The organism is Mesorhizobium sp. BR115XR7A, from assembly GCF_020165315.1.
Classification (GTDB): Bacteria; Pseudomonadota; Alphaproteobacteria; order Rhizobiales; family Rhizobiaceae; genus Mesorhizobium; species Mesorhizobium australicum.
The window spans coordinates 470,665-485,625 of sequence record NZ_JAIUHW010000003.1 but is presented as its reverse complement, the minus strand read 5'-3'; the positions used below and the strand labels follow the sequence as shown (position 1 = coordinate 485,625).

The 14,961-nt window shown below is 63.5% G+C and carries 12 protein-coding genes and 1 pseudogene; 7 read left to right on the top strand and 6 right to left on the bottom strand.

The genetic code is table 11. The annotated features are described in order from the left end of the window. The first annotated feature begins 214 nt into the window (after positions 1-214). Positions 215-664 (top strand): GatB/YqeY domain-containing protein, encoded by a 450-nt coding sequence (locus LB557_RS09350; RefSeq protein WP_224643839.1) that lies wholly within the window; start codon positions 215-217, stop codon positions 662-664. Between the two features lie 59 nt (positions 665-723). Here the strand turns inward: LB557_RS09350 and LB557_RS09345 are convergent, their stop codons facing one another. Continuing rightward, positions 724-1,641: a LysR family transcriptional regulator gene (locus tag LB557_RS09345; protein WP_224643840.1), complete on the bottom strand. Its 918-nt coding sequence runs from the start codon at positions 1,639-1,641 to the stop codon at positions 724-726. Between the two features lie 100 nt (positions 1,642-1,741). Between LB557_RS09345 and LB557_RS09340 the strand changes: the two genes are divergently transcribed. Then, the gene (locus tag LB557_RS09340) at positions 1,742-2,533 is read left to right on the top strand and encodes an alpha/beta fold hydrolase (protein WP_140713770.1); all 792 of its coding nucleotides are present in this window, start codon (positions 1,742-1,744) and stop codon (positions 2,531-2,533) included. Positions 2,534-2,560: 27 nt separating this feature from the next. Here LB557_RS09340 and LB557_RS09335 read toward each other — a convergent pair whose 3' ends face one another. Continuing rightward, the gene (locus LB557_RS09335) at positions 2,561-3,544 is read right to left on the bottom strand and encodes a hypothetical protein (RefSeq protein ID WP_140823269.1); all 984 of its coding nucleotides are present in this window, start codon (positions 3,542-3,544) and stop codon (positions 2,561-2,563) included. Between the two features lie 377 nt (positions 3,545-3,921). On the opposite strand from LB557_RS09335, the pseudogene LB557_RS09330 reads away from it, so the two are divergent. Both LB557_RS09330 and LB557_RS09325 read left to right on the top strand, forming a co-directional pair. After that, a pseudogene (locus tag LB557_RS09330) lies at positions 3,922-4,631 on the top strand (DNA helicase). A gap of 52 nt (positions 4,632-4,683) precedes the next feature. After that, the gene (locus tag LB557_RS09325) at positions 4,684-5,241 is read left to right on the top strand and encodes a GNAT family N-acetyltransferase (protein ID WP_140665040.1); all 558 of its coding nucleotides are present in this window, start codon (positions 4,684-4,686) and stop codon (positions 5,239-5,241) included. Positions 5,242-5,297: 56 nt separating this feature from the next. Here the strand turns inward: LB557_RS09325 and LB557_RS09320 are convergent, their stop codons facing one another. The 4 genes from LB557_RS09320 to LB557_RS09305 all read right to left on the bottom strand — a co-directional run bounded on the left by LB557_RS09320 (position 5,298) and on the right by LB557_RS09305 (position 9,639). Further along, positions 5,298-6,335: a P1 family peptidase gene (locus LB557_RS09320; protein WP_224713054.1), complete on the bottom strand. Its 1,038-nt coding sequence runs from the start codon at positions 6,333-6,335 to the stop codon at positions 5,298-5,300. Between the two features lies 1 nt (position 6,336). Beyond that, the gene (locus LB557_RS09315) at positions 6,337-7,521 is read right to left on the bottom strand and encodes an MFS transporter (RefSeq protein WP_224643842.1); all 1,185 of its coding nucleotides are present in this window, start codon (positions 7,519-7,521) and stop codon (positions 6,337-6,339) included. A 113-nt stretch (positions 7,522-7,634) separates the two neighbouring features. Further along, on the bottom strand, positions 7,635-7,844 hold the full coding sequence (locus tag LB557_RS09310) for a DUF2061 domain-containing protein (RefSeq protein ID WP_224643843.1): 210 nt from the start codon (positions 7,842-7,844) through the stop codon (positions 7,635-7,637). A 130-nt stretch (positions 7,845-7,974) separates the two neighbouring features. Continuing rightward, complete coding sequence (locus LB557_RS09305) at positions 7,975-9,639, bottom strand: Na/Pi cotransporter family protein (protein WP_140665049.1); 1,665 nt, start codon at positions 9,637-9,639, stop codon at positions 7,975-7,977. Between the two features lie 379 nt (positions 9,640-10,018). Here LB557_RS09305 and LB557_RS09300 point away from each other — a divergent pair, with 379 nt between their 5' ends. From LB557_RS09300 to rpoD, 3 genes are all read left to right on the top strand, one after another. After that, positions 10,019-10,387: an RcnB family protein gene (locus LB557_RS09300; protein ID WP_015316215.1), complete on the top strand. Its 369-nt coding sequence runs from the start codon at positions 10,019-10,021 to the stop codon at positions 10,385-10,387. A gap of 144 nt (positions 10,388-10,531) precedes the next feature. Beyond that, the gene (gene dnaG, locus LB557_RS09295) at positions 10,532-12,466 is read left to right on the top strand and encodes a DNA primase (RefSeq protein ID WP_224643844.1); all 1,935 of its coding nucleotides are present in this window, start codon (positions 10,532-10,534) and stop codon (positions 12,464-12,466) included. Between the two features lie 427 nt (positions 12,467-12,893). Beyond that, complete coding sequence (gene rpoD / locus LB557_RS09290) at positions 12,894-14,918, top strand: RNA polymerase sigma factor RpoD (RefSeq protein ID WP_140713786.1); 2,025 nt, start codon at positions 12,894-12,896, stop codon at positions 14,916-14,918. The last annotated feature ends 43 nt before the right edge of the window (positions 14,919-14,961 follow it).

The following is a 14,961-nucleotide window of genomic DNA, read 5'->3' as shown; positions in this document are numbered from 1 at the left end:
CGCGAAGCGGCGAATTCGCGGCCTCCACGCACCCAAGCTTCAGTTCATGCAAGGCCCAGTACATAGGGGAAGGGGACAGGGCGGTCAATGATCATGCGAAAGAGGGCCGCAATTTATTTCATTGAGGAATATCATAGGCTTGCCCGGGCATATCAGAGTTTGCGTTGGCCTGCCCCCGGCGCTATTTTCCGCGCCGACCGAAGGAGAGAGAGCAATGCGCGCGAAAATCGCCGAATCCCTGAAGACCGCGATGAAGGCGCAGGACAAGCACCGGCTGCCGACATTGCGGCTGATCCAGGCCGCCATCCACGACCGCGACATCGCCAATCGCGGTGCCGGCAAGGAACCCGCCAGCGACGAGGAAATCTTGCAGATCCTGGCCAAGATGGTGAAGCAGCGCGACGAATCGGCCAAGGCATTCGAGGACGGCAAGCGCCCGGAACTGGCCGCGCAGGAACGCGGCGAGATGGAGATCATCCGCGGCTTCCTGCCGACGCAGCTTGACGATGCGGCGGTCACGGCGGCGGCGCGCGAGGCGATAGCGGCGACCGGTGCGGCCAGCCAGAAGGACATGGGCAAGGTGATCGCGGTGCTGAAGCAGAAATATGCCGGCCAGATGGATTTCGGCAAGGCGAGCGGCATCGTCAAGGGGCTGCTGCAGTAGCGCTTTTTACCCTCGCATCGTCGTCTTCCAACACGGCCACTCGACGCCAAGCTGCGCTGTTAGACCCGAGGCTCCAATGCGCGGCGCAATGCCGGTGCTTCCCGCTGGATATGGTCCCACAAGCGATTGGCGATCGGGCCGTGCGGCCGGTCGCGGCGGCGCGCCACCACCAATTCGTCGGTGCGGCCCGGCAGATGACTGCCGGCTATGGATAATAGCTGGCCGTCGCGCAGCTCTTCCGCGATCAGGAAGTGAGGCAGGTGGCCCCAGCCGAGCCCTTGCAGGATGAGTTCCTTCTTCATGGCCTGGTCGGGGACCAGGCATCGTGGCGCGCCCTCGGCCACGAAATAGTCCTGTCGTGGCGAATGCAGGGCGGTGTCGCGCATCACGCACTGGGTGAATGCCTGCATCTTCTCCAGTGAGACCGGTTGGTTGACGTGCTCCGGCAGAAAGCCTGGCGCCACGACGGGAATGAACGACACCTTGCTGAGATCGATCCATTCCACCCGTACGTCGCCCTTGTCGATCCAGTGCAGGATGAGATCGGCTTTGTCGTCAAAAAGGCGTTCCCACGGGCCGCCGACGGCTTCGAAATGGAGATGCAGCCGCGTGCCGGGGCACTGGGCGAAGAACCGTCCGAGCATGCCCAGTACGTGCGGGCGCGGGCAGAGGTCGCCGATCACGACGTTGATATCGCTTTCCTCGCCCATCGAGAGCTGGGCGGCGTGGACGCTCAGGCCTTCCAGTTCGCGCAGCAGCGATTGCGCCCGTCGATGGAACGACAGCCCCGCTTCCGTCGCCCGCACGCGATAGCCGCCGCGATCCAGGAGGACGAGGTCGAGCTGTCGTTCGAGCCTGGCGACGGCGGCGAACACCGCCGGGTGCGAGCGATGGAGCAGGGCCGCGGCCGGCTGAAAGCCGCCGCAGCGGACCACCGCGTCGAAGCACTGGAGGTCGTGCAAGGTGAATTCGGCCATGTCAGCTTTGATTACAGAGATTGTCCTATCTTTGTAATATCACCAAATCCCAGCCACAGCTACGCTTTGCCTCATTCAACGTTCCAAAAGGATTTTAATCATGAGTGAGCTGAATTTCGTGACTGTCGGTGACGGCACGCGCATTGCCTACCAGCTCGACGGTGACGCTGGGCAACCGGTGCTGGTGCTGTCCAACTCCATCGCCACGACGCTGCACATGTGGGATGGCCAGATCGGCGAACTGTCCAGGCATTTCCGCGTTCTGCGCTACGATTTTCGCGGCCATGGCGGATCGAGCGTGCCGATCGGCGCCTATTCGCTCGACCGGCTTGGCCGCGACGTGATCGAACTCATCGATGCGCTCGGCCTTGGCCGGGTGCATTTCCTCGGCCTGTCGCTGGGCGGTTTCGTTGGGCAGTGGCTCGGCATCCACGCGCCCGAGCGGATCGACCGGCTGATCCTGAGCAACACTTCATCTCACCTCTCGCCGGCAAGTTATTTCGACGAGCGGATCGCCGTCGTGCGACAGGCGCCGGACATGTCGGAAACCGCCGAAGTGTTCCTCAACAACTGGTTCCCGGCCGGCATGGTGGCGGCCAACGAGCCCGTCATCGAGAAATTCCGCGCCATGTTGCTTGAGATCGACCGTCTGGGCCTGGCGGGTCTGTTCGCCGCGGTTCGCGACGCCGACCTTCGCCGCACGGTGGCCCTGATCAACCGGCCGACATTGGTAATCGCCGGCCAGCATGACACGGTGACGGCGGCCAGCCACAGCGAACTGATCGCGGCAGCCGTGCCCGGGGCCAAGCTTGTCGTGCTGCCCGCGGTTCACCTGTCGAACGTGGAATACCCCACCGAGTTCATGCAGGCCGTGCTCGATTTCCTGCACTGAGCCGGAGCAGGGTGCCGTGGGTCCATCTCACGGCTCCTTGCACATCGGCAGTGGCTGCGGCGGCGCCGCCGGATGGTCCTTCTTGTACTGGGCAATGACCGGCTCAAGGGTTTTTCGCGGCCAGAATTTCGGCGTACCGATCTCCTTCAGGCAGGATGCGTTCCAGTAGGTGCCGGAAGCGGAATGGCCGTTTGCCACGGCGGCGATGTCGCGCGATTCCGGATAGATATAGAGCGTGGTGGGGTTGTCCTTCACCATCGAGATGAGCTGCCTGGCATCGGCCGGCAACCAGCTGGTGCAGCCATTGCTGCGGCCGCCGGCATAGTCCACCAGCCTGCCGAACGGCACGAAGCCGTCATGGTCGGCATAGGAACTGCTCGGGCTCTTGCGCAGGCACATGCCGCGCAGCACCTGCGCCGCGTGGCCGCCGATCACGCGCTGCCTTGCGTTGGCGGCTTCGCCTTCGCCGTCGAACTGGATGAAAGTGCGCTGGAAGGCCACGTCCTGTTTGGCGCCGATGCGATAATAGCCCTTGAACGAGGTTTTCGCCTCGCGGGTCATGTAGGGACCGCCGGCGGTCAGTTCCGAATCCATGGCATTGCCGAAATTCCTGGCGCAGCGCCTGCCATTGGAGAAATCCACCGTGCCTTTCAGGTTGCGGCCGCCGCCGTGACCCGACGAAATCGCGCGAAACGACTGGCTGGCCTCGCATACGACATAGTAGCGGCGCCCGAGCACGCCATTGCCCAAATCGCCGGGACGGGTGGCGTCCATGGCGAAGTAGCAGGGGTTCCGGACGACGCCCTGGGCGACTTTTTTCAGGTAAAGCGCGCGCGCCCGCTCCAGCACCACTTGTGAAATCTGGCCATCGCCATCTCCGACATGGGCCTGCAGCCAGGCCGGAATGGCCGATGGCGCGGCAAAGGACCGGGCCGATGCCATCAAGGCCATGACGACGACGAGGAGACCGAGGAACGTAACGACACCCAACGGGACAGATCTCAACCGCACCGGACCCATTCTCCTGTCGAAGCCGTTTGTGATCCCCGCGGAATCACCCGAGGCGATCATAAAACGCGGCGCGCCGCCAGGCGAAACACATCTTGTTTAGCGCACCGGCAAGTAGGCGCGAAAAGACCAGGCCGACGCGCAACCATCCATAAACGGACATGCTGGGTCAAGGCTTGCGGCGGGAGCCTCCATATCTACGAACGCCCGATTTTCGAGCCGGCGCGATTGGGCTATGATCTGATTCTGGCGTGGCCCACGCCTCCTCCCTCCGCCGGGAAAGCATCGTTCATGCGGGGCCATCCAATCACCGGACCGACTGTTCGAGCACCAGGCATAAGGAGGGGTTGCAAAAACTGCTCGCACCAGGAGGTTTTGCGATGAGGCTGTTTTGGCCCGTCTATCATCTGAAGCGTAAGCCAGGCTGTTGTCCCGCGAGGTGAAAATACCGCTCCACCAGGCGCTCGACCGTATTGCGGCACAAGAAGGTTTCGCGAGCTGGAGCCTGCTTGCGGCGAAGGCCGCGGAAACTGGGCCCGCAGGCAGATTGTTTGCACAACTGGCGCCCGGCGACCTCTTGCTGGTCGGCGCGCGGCCGGGCCAGGGCAAGACGCTGATGAGCCTGGAACTGGCGGTCGAAGCCATGAGGCGCGGCCGGCGCAGCGTGTTCTTCACGTTGGAATATACGCAGGCGGACATTCTCGACCGCTTCCGCGCGATCGGGGTCGAGCCACGGCAATTCGAGGGTCGGTTCGAATTCGACAGTTCCGATGCCATCTCGGCCGACTACATGGTGGCGCGGCTGGCCTCGGCCGGGGCCGGCACGCTGGTGGTGATCGACTACCTGCAATTGCTCGACCAGAAGCGGGAAAATCCGGATCTGACGATCCAGATACGCAGGCTGCGATCATTCGCGCGCGACAGGGGACTTATCCTGGTCTTCATCGCGCAGGTCGACCGTTCGTACGAACTGTCGAAAAAACCAGTCCCCGATATCGACGATATCAGGCTGCCCAATCCGCTCGACCTGTCGCTGTTCAGCAAGACCTGCTTCCTGAACAAGGGAGAGATACACTTCCAGGCGGCTTGAGCCCCCTGCTGTCCAAGGCTATGCCTGCAGCGTTTTTCAGGAGGCATCGATCATGGTCGAGATCGTCAAACCGGCGCTTGAACATCTGCCGAGCTACAAGGCGGCGCTCGAACGCGGCTGGTCGCCGGACAATGTGCGGCTCCTGGAAGCGACGCGCGAGCAGCTTGCGGCAATAGAGGAAGACCCGGTGGCGTTCCTGGCCAGCCTCGACGATCCCGAAGCCAAGGGGCCGCCCATCGCCTTGCCCGACGGGACACGGGTGCCACGCCTGCCGGGCTTCCGCCGCTGGATCTGGGACGGCGAGGCGGCGGGCTCGATCGGCTTTCGCTGGCAGAAGGGCACGGCGGAACTGCCTTCGCACGTGCTTGGTCATATCGGCTACGCCGTCGTGCCCTGGAAGCGGCAGCGCGGCTACGCCACCGAAGCGTTGCGGCTGATGCTGGACGAGGCGAGGGCGGTAGGCCTTCCCCATATCGAGATCACCGCCAAGCCGGGCAATCCGGCCTCGCACAAGGTGATTCTGGCCAATGGCGGCAAACTCGTCGAGCGCTTCTTCGAGGATGCCGCCTATGGCGGGGTGCAGAGCCTGCGGTTTCGGATCGATTTGTAAGAGACCGTTTGGAAACTCCACGCCGGAGGCCATCTGATGGCGTTTTCTGCGCCTATCTATCGCCTTTCGGGCAGGTCGCGCAGCCAGTCGGCGAGCGATGCGCGATGCGTGCCGGCCCTGCCGGTGAATGCCTCGGCGGACAGCATGGAGTTCAGCACCGCCTCTTGCGTCGCCTCCGCCGCCGCCCGGAAGAGAATGTCGATGCGTGCTTCGTTGAGCGCGAGCAGCGGCACCAGATCTCGGTTTTCATCGTGGTCGACCGGGTTGCCGGTGCTGAAGGCGATGGCGATGTCCCCGCTGCCATTGCCCCAGAAGGAGCCGAGCCTGGCGATGCCGGCGCCCGCACGGCGCGCCAGGCGCTCGAGCTGGCGGTGTTCGAGCGGCACATCGGTCGCCAGAACGATCATGATCGAGCCGCGTTCGGCCTCGGCCTGCCGCCTGGGGTCGGGCCGGCGCCCATCGGGCAGGACGAGGTCGCCGGCCCTGCCGAAATTCGACAGGACGAGAACGCCAAGATGATGTCCGCCGGCGAGCGCGATTTTCCTGGAGGCCGAGCCGACGCCGCCCTTGAAGCCGAAGCAGCTCATTCCCGTTCCGGCGCCGACATTGCCCTGTTCGAACGCGCCTTCTCGGGCATCCGCCAGCGCGGCAAGGGCATGCTGCTCTGATATCGCCATGGCCTGGATGTCGTTCAAGGGACCGTCATTGCATTCACCGACCACCGGATTGACCGTTCCGGTGGTGCGGCCGATATCGGGGTTCTGGCGGATGGCGTCACGGATCAGCGCCGTGGCGCAGGTGCCGACCGAAAGCGTGTTGGTCAAGAGAATAGGCGTCTCGATGGCGCCGAGTTCCTTGACCTGCATCAGCCCGACGGTCTTGCCGAAGCCATTGATGACATGGCTTGCCGCCGTCACCTTGCTGCGGAACAGGTTTCCGCCATGCGGCAGGATCGCGGTCACGCCGGTGTTGATGTCGCCGTCGCGCAGCGTGCGGTGACCGACGCGCACGCCAGGCACATCGGTGATTGCGTTTTGCCTGCCCGCCGGCAAGGTGCCGCAGGTCAGGCCGAAATCGGCGACGGTCCTTGCCATGTTATTCGGCGGCCGCCGGTACTGGCGGGCCGATATCGCTGCGCCGTTCCCAGAGATGGGAGATGACAGCCACAATGACGGCGACGAGCATCGCAAAGGCGCCAACAAGCGACAGGCTGCGATAGCCGTAGCCGGCATTGAGCATGGCGGCACCCAGCGATGCGGCCAGCGCGATGCCGATATTGAAGCCGGACGGGATGAGCGAGGCGGCGAGGTTGGAGGCGTCGGCCGTCCAGGCCAGGATGCGGGTCTGGATCGGCGTGCCAATGGCGAAGTTGAGGCCGCCCCAGACGATGATCGCGACGACCATCGGCACGGGATAGGGGCTGACGGCATAGATGATGGCCAGCGTCACCGCCTGCAGGGCAAGCATGGCTATCAGCGACGGCATCAGTTTCCAGTCGGACAGTTTGCCGCCCAGGAAGACGCCAAGCGTGGCGCCGACGCCGTTGAGCAGCAGCACCCAGGGCACCAGGTTTTCATCGAGCCCGGTGACCTCCAGCAGCGTCGGGGTGATGTAGGTGAACAGGCAGAACTGGCCGAGCATCAGCATCAGCATCAGGATCAGCGAAGTCCAGACCTGCTGGCGCGCCAGGACGCGGACCTCGCTGGCAAGGCTCGCCGACCTGGCCTGATATCCGGTGGTACGCGGCAGCAAGGCGGCCATGGCGAGCGTTGCCGCCACGCCCAGCGCGCACATCACCCAGAAGGTCGCGCGCCATCCCCAGATGTTGCCGATGGCGGTGCCGGCCGGCACGCCGATGACGTTGGAGACGGTGAGACCCGACAGGATGACGGCGACCGCCATGCCGCGCTGATCCTCGCGCACAAGGCCGACGGCGACCACCATGGCGACGCCGAAATAGGCGCCATGCGCGACAGCCACGGCAATGCGCAGCAACAGCATCGAGGTGAAGTCGGGTGCCAGCGCGCAGGCCGCCTGACCGAGGGTGAAGACGACGGCGAGGCCAAGCAGCAAGGTCTTGCGCGATAGGCTCTTGGTGGCAAGCGCCAGCAGCGGCCCGCCGATGGCGATGCCGCAGGCATAGCCGGAGACGAGGTAGCCGGCGGAAGGAACCGAAACGCCTAGCCCCTGCGCCACCTGCGGCAGCACGCCGGCGATGACGAATTCGGTGGTGCCGAAAGCGAAGGCGGCGATGAACAGGGCGATGAGCGGCAGCGACATGAAAAGGAACCCCCGAATGCAGGGCTCAAACCATGGATGGCCTTGGCAGGCAATCCAGAAATTTTTGTCGCCGGTTTAGGTTTTCTTGACGGGACCGATCGATCGCAAGCCCTTCAAGTCACGGATTTGCGTCCGTAAGGAATCTTCAGCCATGCCCGCTCATGAAAATAATAGAGCAGCGACTTGGTGAAGACCTCCGTCATCCCGATGGCGGCCGCAAGCTTGATGCTTCCGGTCACCACCAGCGAGATGATCATCGTATCGATGGTGCCGGTCACGCGCCAGGAAAGCGCCTTGGCGAAACTGCGCGAATGGGTATCCATCGATTTCCTTCCGGTGGAAACGGATGCTTAGCCGACGGATGGCTGGATAAGCAAAGGCTAAATTTGGCGCTCTTTCCCGAATGATGGAAGCGTGTTCCAAATCGGTGCGATTGCAGGAAGCTTCCGCCAGTCAGCTCGCCTTCAGCCGCGATCCCGTGAGCAGGCCGCGCTCTTCCAGAACCGGGTAGGCCATCGAGGCCAGCAGCGAGTTGATCTGCTTCAGGTCGCGGATGGTGTCGAGGTGGATCGAGCTGGTTTCGACGCTTTTGGCGGTGCCTTCGCGCAGGCGCATAAAATGGCTGGCGCTGGTTTCCTTCTCGCGGTCGCGCAGCCGGTCCTTTTCCAGCACGAGCTGGCGCGCGGTTTCGGGATCGCGCGAGACCAGGACGTTGAAGGCGAGCCGGGCATTGGCCAACACCGAGCCATGGAAGGCGCACAATTCGCTCCAGCCTTCGTCGGTGAATTCCAGCCCGCGGTCGAATTTCTTCTTCACATGCACCAGCATGTTGCGCACGATGATGTCGCCGACCTGCTCGAGCTTGACGCAGGCGCCGATCAGCTCCTGGCAGCGCAGCGCCTCGTCTTCGGTCATCGGATTCCTGGTGACCTTGGCGAGGTAGAGCTTTATGGCCGCGTGCCTGCGGTCGACACGGTCGTCGAGGGCCGCCAGCGCCTTGATCTTGTCCGAGTCGGCGTCCTCGTAGAGTTCGATGATGCGCTTGAGCATGATCTCGACCGTCTCGCAGACACGCACCACCTCGCGTGTGGCGTTGGCCAGGGCCTGGCTCGGCACATCGATCGCGCTTTCGTTGAGCGCCGACAGTTCGACGACGTCGAGCGCAGCGGCCGGCGCCGGTTTGGCGCCGAGCGCCACGATCCTTTCGGAGGCTCGGTAGACCAGACCGGCCAGCGGCAGGCCGGCGAGCAGGATGACCACGTTGAACAGGATATGGGCGTTGACGATCTGATCGGCCGCCGTCGGGCCGAGGAAGGCAACATGCGGCCGGAAGATCATGAACAGGATCAGCATGACCAGCGAACCCAGGCCGCGCATCAAAAGGTTGCCGACCGGCACGACGCGCACTTCGGGACTGGCCGAGCGTGTCAGCATCGGCGCGATCAGCGACGAACCGAGATTGACGCCGAGGATGAGGACAAGGCCGAGTTCAGGGCTGATCAGCCCACGGCCGGCCAGCGTCGCCATCAACAGCACCGCCGCGATGCTCGACTGGAACAGCCAGGTGATCATTGCCGCCAGCAGGTAGGCGGTGATGGAATCGGTGGAGAAGTAATTGAGGATGACCGGCAGCAGCTGGCTGTTGCGCAGCGGCTCGGACGCCTGGCCGATCATTTCGAGGGACAGGATCAGGAGGCCGATGCCGACCAGGATGCGGCCGGTCTGGCGCCAGTCGCGCCGCTCCGTGGCCATGAACATCACCGTGCCGGCAATCAGGCAGAGCGGCACCAACAGCGTGAGGTCGAAGGTCAGAAGCTTGACCACCAGAGCCGAGCCGATCTCGGCGCCACGCACGGCCAACTGACCGGCGGCGCCCGAGACGATGCCTGAACCGGCGAAGGAGCCGACCAGCAAGGTGACGGCGGTGGAGCTTTGCAGCGCGATCGCAAGGCCGGTGCCGGCCAGCACCGCCATGATCGGATTGCGCATGGTGGCGCGCAGGCGATGACGCAGCACGTCGCCATAGGCCCGTTCGACGCCGGTCTTGACCATGCGGGTGGCAAACAGCATCAGCGCCACCGCGCCGGCCAGGTGCAGAAGGACGACCGAGCCGCTCATCGCGGCGCCTGCACGGCGGCATGGCGCGCGCGGCGGGCAGCATGGCGACCGGTGGTTAAAGCGAGGGTACGAATCATGGTCATGGCAGCCTTGGAATATAGTCGGAATATTTTAGCCGGATAATAAAAATTTGTCGATTTCAAGGGCTCGCCGCGAGGCGACGGCCGGTGTCGGAAAATGGACGGGCCCCCAAATGGTTGCACGGGCTTGAGCCGTGGGTCGGCCGGACCTGCGAGGGTGTTGGCGCCGCTCCTTGCGCTTATGTTCAAATATTCGGACTAAACAGCGAGATTCATTACACAATTGTAATGCTGGCGTTCAGTTTCGGTTCATCCCTTGGCCGCTATTCCTCTGGCATCGACAACCAAGGAGACTTCCCATGAAACGCATTGTGCTTTCCGCTCTGGCTTTCTCGATGCTGGCCGCCACCTCACTCACCGGCCAGGCAGCGCCGATGAATGCTCCGGTCGCGCCGCAGTCGAACTACACGAAGGTCGACTGGCAGAGGCCCGGCGACCACCGGGATATGAAAAAGCGTGTCTTCAAGAAGAAGGTCGTGGTGAAGCGGAACAACTGGCGCAATGGCCAGAAATATTCCGGCTGGAGGCAGCACCGGCCGATCCGCGACTATGGCCGCTATGGCCTGCACCGTCCCGGCCGCGGCCAGGAGTGGATCCGCGTCGGCAACGACTATGTGCTGGTCGGCATCCTCTCCGGCGTCATCTTCGGCGCGCTTGCCGCGCAGTAAGTTCCGACTGGTGCCGGACTGAAAAAGAAAGGCGGTCCGCAATGGCCGCCTTTCTTTCTGGCCTGTGGAAACCGGGCATCGTCCGCATTAGGGGTCGTCTGAAATCGCGGGCATGATTATATGGTGGGGAAACGAGTTCCCTCAATGCGCTTTCCGCCCGCCTTTCTCGACGAGATCCGCGACCGCGTGCCGATTTCATCGGTTATCGGCCAGCGCGTCGCGTGGGATCGCAAGAAGACCAATGCCTCGCGTGGCGATTATTGGGCGTGCTGCCCGTTTCATGGCGAAAAGAGCCCGTCTTTCCACTGCGAGGACAGGAAGGGGCGTTACCACTGTTTCGGCTGCTCGGTCTCGGGCGACCATTTCAAGTTCCTCACCGAACTCGAGGGATTGAGCTTTCCCGAGGCCGTCGAGAAGATCGCCGACATGGCCGGCGTGCCGATGCCGGTTCGCGATGCGCAGGAAGAGCGGCGCGAGAAGGAACGCGCCAGCCTGACCGACGTTATGGAAATGGCGACCGTCTTCTTCCAGGAACGCCTGCAAGGGCCTGAAGGCGCCAAAGCCCGCGCCTATCTGCGCGACCGTGGGCTGACGCCGGCGACGCAGCAGTCGTTCCGGCTCGGCTTCGCGCCCGACAGCCGCAATGCGCTGAAGGAACATCTGGCGGCCAAGGGCGTGCCAAAGGCCGATATCGAAGCCTGCGGGCTGGTGCGCCATGGCGACGATATTCCGGTCTCGTATGACTGGTTCCGCGACCGCATCATGTTCCCGATCCCGGATTCGCGCGGCAAGATCATCGCCTTCGGCGGTCGCGCGCTGGCGCCCGATGCGCTCGCCAAATACATGAACTCGCCCGACACCGAGCTCTTCCACAAGGGCAATGTGCTCTACAATTTCGCCCGCGCCCGCAAGGCATTGGCGAAAGGCGGTACGGTCATCGCCGTCGAGGGCTACATGGACGTGATCGCGCTGGCGCAGGCCGGCTTCGAGAATGTCGTGGCGCCGCTCGGTACCGCGCTTACCGAAAACCAGCTCGAATTGTTGTGGCGCATGGCGCCGGAGCCGATGCTGTGCTTCGACGGCGACAAGGCCGGGCTGAAGGCGGCGTGGCGGGCCGCCGACATGGCGCTTCCGTCGGTACAGGCCGGACGCTCGGCGCGCTTCGCGCTGCTGCCGGAAGGCAAGGATCCCGACGACCTGGTCAAGGCCGAGGGGCCGGATGCCTTCCGCGCCGTGCTGGCCGATGCGCGGCCGCTGGTCGACCTCCTTTGGATGCGGGAGACGGCGGGCGGCGTCTTCGACACGCCGGAGCGGCGGGCGGAATTGGGACAGACGCTGCGGGAACTCAGCAGCCGCATCCGCGACGAAAGCACGCGCTACCACTACCAGCAGGAAATGCGCGAACGGGTGCAGAGCTTCTTCGGCTCCCAGCGCAATGCGCGCCAAGGCCGCCAGGACTGGAAACCGGGGCAGGGCAAGGCAGCCGCACCCGGTGGCCAATTCGCCAAGCCTGGCGGCGGCCGCATGGCGATCACCGAAAGCCTCGGCCAGTCGGCGCTGGTCAAGCGCGGCAGCGAAGGGATGTCGGTGCGCGAGGCGACGATCATCGTCGCCTTGATCAACCATCCGGCGCTGATCGACGAGAACTTCGCTCATGTCGAGTTCCTCGATCTCGCCAATTCCGATCTGACCCGGCTGCATGCCGCCATCCTCGACGCGATGGCGCATGACATGGCCAACGACCGCCACGCCGTGGTGGCGACGATCGAGCGCGCCGGCTGCGCCGAGATCTGGGAGCGCGCCGTCGGCCTGATCAAGCGGGCGCGGCAATGGCCGGCGCTGGAGACGGCGGCGCTCGAGGATGCCCGCGACGCCCTGAACCAGGCGTTGCACTTGCAGCGCAGCGCGCGCACCTTACATAAGGAACTGAAACAGGCGGAAGCGGCGCTGGAGGCGGACCCTTCGGACGAAAATTTCCGCCATCTGATCGAAATTCAGGCGCAGTTTCAGGATGTACAAGCGACGGAAGCGCTGATCGAAGGATTTGGCGTTTCGTCGGGCAGGGCTGGGCGAGCCTAAGTGCAGCTGAGTGCAGGAATGAAGGCGCGGCCGCGCTCCCCTTGGGGGCGCGGTGCGCTAAGTCGGGTAATTGATTCGCTTTTTTCATGCGAATCATGCCAGAGGCGCTTGACCTTCGGACAGAATGACGGAATCAGGACGATTCGAAACGTTAACCCGCACCCGCGTCGACGGGAAACAAGCGATGCAAGGTACTTGGTCACTGGACAGGCGGCCCGCCTGCCACAGATATCAGGGTTAATCTGGACTTAATGTATGCCGCCCAAGAGTGAAACCCGGTTTTGGGGCAACGGCATGCACCAAACAAAAGAGTGGATGCAGTTTGTGGGCCGGGTAAGGCGCGTTTAGAAAAACGGGCGTATCCGATTTGACTGGTCCGACAGCTTACGCGGCCCCGATGGCCGGCCGCTAGGAGAAGATAAAGACTATGGCGACAAAGGAAAAGGAAGAGGTCGAGACCGAACGCGAAGGCGCCACCGATGGGCCTCTGCTCGACCTTTCCGATGATGCTGTCAAGAAGATGATCAAGGCCGCCAAGAAGCGCGGCTATGTCACCATGGACGAGCTGAATTCGGTGCTGCCTTCCGAGGAAGTGACCTCCGAGCAGATCGAGGACACGATGGCGATGCTGTCCGACATGGGCATCAACGTCGTCGAGGATGACGAACAGGGCGAAGAGGCCGAGGCCGGCGACACCGCCGCCGATGCCGAGGAAGACGCCAACGAGCTGGCCGAGCAGACCGGCACCGCGGTCGCCGCCACCACCACCAAGAAAGAGCCGACCGACCGCACCGACGATCCGGTGCGCATGTATTTGCGCGAGATGGGCTCGGTCGAGCTTCTGTCGCGCGAAGGCGAAATCGCCATCGCCAAGCGCATCGAGGCCGGGCGCGAGACGATGATTGCGGGCCTGTGCGAAAGCCCGCTGACCTTCCAGGCCATCATCATCTGGCGCGACGAGCTCAACGAATCCAAGATCCTGCTGCGCGAGATCATCGACCTCGAAGCCACCTATGCCGGCCCCGAAGCCAAGCAGGCGCCGGTGGTCGAACGCGTCGAGGAAGCACCCAAGGTCGAGGAAAAGTCGCGTCGCGGACGCGACGACGAAGACGACATCACCAATGTCGGCGCCGACACGCGCGGCATCGGCGATGACGACGAGGAAGACGAGGACGAGGCGAGCCTGTCGCTGGCGGCGATGGAAGCGGAACTCCGCCCGCAGGTGATGGAGACGCTCGACGTCATCGCCGACACCTACAAGAAGCTCAGGAAGCTGCAGGACCAGCAGGTCGAGAACCGTCTGGCCGCCGCCGGCACGCTGTCGCCCAGCCAGGACCGCCGGCTGAAGGAGCTGAAGGACCAGCTGATCAAGGCGGTGAAGTCGCTGTCGCTCAACACGGCGCGCATCGAGGCGCTGGTCGAGCAGCTCTACGACATCAACAAGCGGCTGGTGCAGAACGAGGGCAAGCTGTTGCGCCTGGCCGAAAGCTATGGCGTGCGCCGCGAGGAATTCCTGAAGGAATATCAGGGCTCGGAACTCGACCCCAACTGGACGCGTTCGATCGCCAACCTGACCTCGCGCGGCTGGAAGGAATTCACCAAGAACGAGAAGGACGCGATCAAGGATTTGCGCGCCGAGATCCAGAATCTGGCCACGGAAACGGCGATCTCGATCCTGGAATTCCGAAAGATCGTCAACCAGGTGCAGAAGGGCGAGCGCGAAGCCGCGATCGCCAAGAAGGAAATGGTCGAGGCCAATCTGCGCCTCGTCATCTCCATCGCCAAGAAATACACCAATCGTGGCCTGCAGTTCCTCGACCTGATCCAGGAAGGCAATATCGGCCTGATGAAGGCCGTCGACAAATTCGAGTACCGCCGCGGCTACAAGTTCTCGACCTACGCGACATGGTGGATCAGGCAGGCGATCACGCGTTCGATCGCCGACCAGGCGCGCACCATCCGCATTCCGGTGCACATGATCGAGACGATCAACAAGATCGTGCGCACCTCGCGCCAGATGTTGCACGAGATCGGCCGCGAGCCGACGCCGGAGGAACTGGCCGAGAAGCTCGCCATGCCGCTCGAAAAAGTGCGCAAGGTCTTGAAGATCGCCAAGGAGCCGATCTCGCTCGAAACGCCTGTGGGCGACGAGGAGGATTCGCATCTGGGCGATTTCATCGAGGACAAGATGGCGATCCTGCCGATCGACGCGGCGATCCAGGCCAATCTGCGCGAGACCACCACGCGCGTTCTGGCTTCGCTCACCCCGCGCGAGGAGCGCGTGTTGCGCATGCGCTTCGGCATCGGCATGAACACCGACCACACGCTGGAAGAGGTCGGCCAGCAGTTCTCGGTCACCCGCGAGCGTATCCGCCAGATCGAAGCCAAGGCGCTGCGCAAGCTCAAGCACCCGAGCCGCTCGCGCAAGCTGCGCAGCTTCCTCGATAGCTGAGTTCATTTTTGTCGCGAACAGTTAAGGGCGCCGATCGGCGCCC

Excerpts from the sequence above, each read along its gene's own strand:
- LB557_RS09350 (WP_224643839.1), top strand. The coding sequence starts at position 215 with ATGCGCGCGAAAATCGCCGAATCCCTGAAGACCGCGATGAAGGCGCAG.
- LB557_RS09345 (WP_224643840.1), bottom strand. The coding sequence starts at position 1,641 with ATGGCCGAATTCACCTTGCACGACCTCCAGTGCTTCGACGCGGTGGTC.
- LB557_RS09340 (WP_140713770.1), top strand. The coding sequence starts at position 1,742 with ATGAGTGAGCTGAATTTCGTGACTGTCGGTGACGGCACGCGCATTGCC.
- LB557_RS09325 (WP_140665040.1), top strand. The coding sequence starts at position 4,684 with ATGGTCGAGATCGTCAAACCGGCGCTTGAACATCTGCCGAGCTACAAG.
- LB557_RS09320 (WP_224713054.1), bottom strand. The coding sequence starts at position 6,335 with ATGGCAAGGACCGTCGCCGATTTCGGCCTGACCTGCGGCACCTTGCCG.
- LB557_RS09315 (WP_224643842.1), bottom strand. The coding sequence starts at position 7,521 with ATGTCGCTGCCGCTCATCGCCCTGTTCATCGCCGCCTTCGCTTTCGGC.
- LB557_RS09310 (WP_224643843.1), bottom strand. The coding sequence starts at position 7,844 with ATGGATACCCATTCGCGCAGTTTCGCCAAGGCGCTTTCCTGGCGCGTG.
- LB557_RS09305 (WP_140665049.1), bottom strand. The coding sequence starts at position 9,639 with ATGAGCGGCTCGGTCGTCCTTCTGCACCTGGCCGGCGCGGTGGCGCTG.
- LB557_RS09300 (WP_015316215.1), top strand. The coding sequence starts at position 10,019 with ATGAAACGCATTGTGCTTTCCGCTCTGGCTTTCTCGATGCTGGCCGCC.
- dnaG (WP_224643844.1), top strand. The coding sequence starts at position 10,532 with ATGCGCTTTCCGCCCGCCTTTCTCGACGAGATCCGCGACCGCGTGCCG.
- rpoD (WP_140713786.1), top strand. The coding sequence starts at position 12,894 with ATGGCGACAAAGGAAAAGGAAGAGGTCGAGACCGAACGCGAAGGCGCC.